Source organism: Sulfuricurvum sp. (assembly GCF_049305995.1).
Taxonomy (GTDB): domain Bacteria; phylum Campylobacterota; class Campylobacteria; order Campylobacterales; family Sulfurimonadaceae; genus Sulfuricurvum.
The window spans coordinates 1-2,189 of record NZ_JBAQPS010000292.1 but is presented as its reverse complement, the minus strand read 5'-3'; the positions used below and the strand labels follow the sequence as shown (position 1 = coordinate 2,189).

The window sequence follows — 2,189 nt, the reverse complement described above, 5'->3', positions numbered from 1 at the left end:
ATCTCAAACTCAAATCTAAGTCGCTTTTTCAAGCTTCCCAGTGTTTGTGGACGGGAATTATAGGGGAAAAGAACAAAAATGTCAAGAGGTTTTGGGAAGAAATTTAAAAGAATTTCGAAAAAGATTTCAAAGCGTATCATTAATTTATAAAGACTAGAGATATTGCAATCATAAATATATGCAATTGCACCATTAATTTTGCAATAAGGTTACATAAAAACGTTTATATAGGACAATATTTAAGGAAGTTTTTTATTTTTTAGCATCCTTTAAACTTCACTTAGCAAGAATAACGCACTATATCTAAGTTAAGAAAGAGATTTTATGAAACTTTCTATCATCGCTGTTTCAACTATCTCCATAATGCTATATGCTGAAGAGCAGCCTATATTTGCTTTATTAAATGAAGATATGTTCCAAGCTGCTCAAATGGCAACACAGAATAATCAAAATATTGATTATCAACCTTTTATTCTTTCAATACTGCACGGAGATGATCTCTTAAAATTTGGGATTAAAACTTTAGGAGAGTCTTTAATATTGATCCCCGGTGTCGATATGGCTACCAATACAATGAATAACCGAACTCCGATTTTCAGAGGTTCCAATCCAACCGCTTACGGGCAATCAACGCTCGTTATTGATGGTATTGTTTTAAATGAGTCACTTTTTAGTAATTTTAACGCTTATTTGGATATGCCGATTGAATTGATTGAACGCATTGAAGTAGTACGTGGATCAGGAAGTTTTATCGAAGGTGTTAATGGTTATGCCGCTACTATCAATGTCATTACACGCGCCAAAAGCAATTTATTAAATAACCAAAAGGGAGCACTATACGGTTCAGTCGGGAGTAATAATGCCATTGCTTCAGGAGGATGGAGCCAATATAACGGTAACAATTGGCAACTCGCTCTTGATGTATTTGCTCAACGTCACGATCAACGAACTCCTATTAAAGTGAAAGACGGATACAACGCTTCTATCAGTCCAGCCAATTATGCCCCTTTAGGGATGGAACATACAGGAGTTGGAGCCACCTACACCTACAAAAATTTTGAGCTACAAGGTCGCATTAATCAGTACAAAAGTGACAGTGCATTCGGTAACCTTAATGCCCTCCCAAATCTTGAGGGACAACTGCAACAGCCTTCTTGGTATTTACAGGGGAAATATACTCTTCTTTTCAATCCTACTACTGATATCGTATTTAAAACTTCTATTATGGAAGATAGTTGGAAAAGTGACGCACGAGTTTTACCAGTAGGGTATAGCTCATTTGTCGATGGTTATTGGGCATCCTTAATGATAAAGTTTCGACATATCAACGGTAGCACAACTATCCATTATAATGGGATAGATTCACATAATATTACTGCCGGTATTGAATCATCATGGCATGAAGCAATCGATATGAAAACAGTTGGTAACAAAATTCCGGCATTAGGGGTTCAAGATTATACAACAAGCAGTCCTTTTATCTATGCCGATCAGGCTAAACGCCAAAATACAAATCTCTATCTCTCTGATAATATGCATATTAATGATTATCTTGCTTTCGCTTTTACTCTAGGAGAGATGTTAACATCCGATGTTGAATCTCATCCGTACGGGAGAGTTGCCCTCATATACCAACCAACCCATACGGATATTGTAAAAATAATGGGGGCATATGGCATACGTTACCCCTCTTTTCAAGAAATGTATGTTACGCCAAGTGCCTATGCTACCGGCAATCCTAATCTCAACCCCGAATACGTGAAATCAATAGAAGCCCAGTATATCCATAAGCTCAATACTAGTTTAAGTGCCGGTTTCAACCTCTTTTATCTTCGAAATGAGCAACAAATAGTCCGCGATCAAACCAATAAATTTCAAAATATTGGTAGAAACCACATTATAGGCGGAGAAGCTGAACTACGAGGGAAACTGACTTCAGATGATACATGTTTACTTTCATATAGCTATATTTATGGAAAAGTAAAAGAGATTAATGAATCTGAAAGCACCCTACCTTATACGGCTACCCACCTCATAAAGGCTGCTTATTCTTACGATTTCATAGATCGTTGGAGTGTGGGAAGTATTTGGAATTATGTCGGAAAGAAAGAACGATACAGTGCTGATCCTCGTGAGGCATTAAAATCGTACAATACGCTAGATGTTGCTTTGAGTTGGAACATAGATAT

The 2,189-nt window shown here is 36.9% G+C and carries 1 protein-coding gene; it reads left to right on the top strand.

Going from position 1 to position 2,189, the window contains the following annotated elements:
- Positions 1-324: 324 nt before the first annotated feature.
- The coding region (locus WA010_RS10150) for a TonB-dependent receptor plug domain-containing protein (protein WP_422556997.1) at positions 325-2,189 on the top strand (1,865 nt) is incomplete at its 3' end.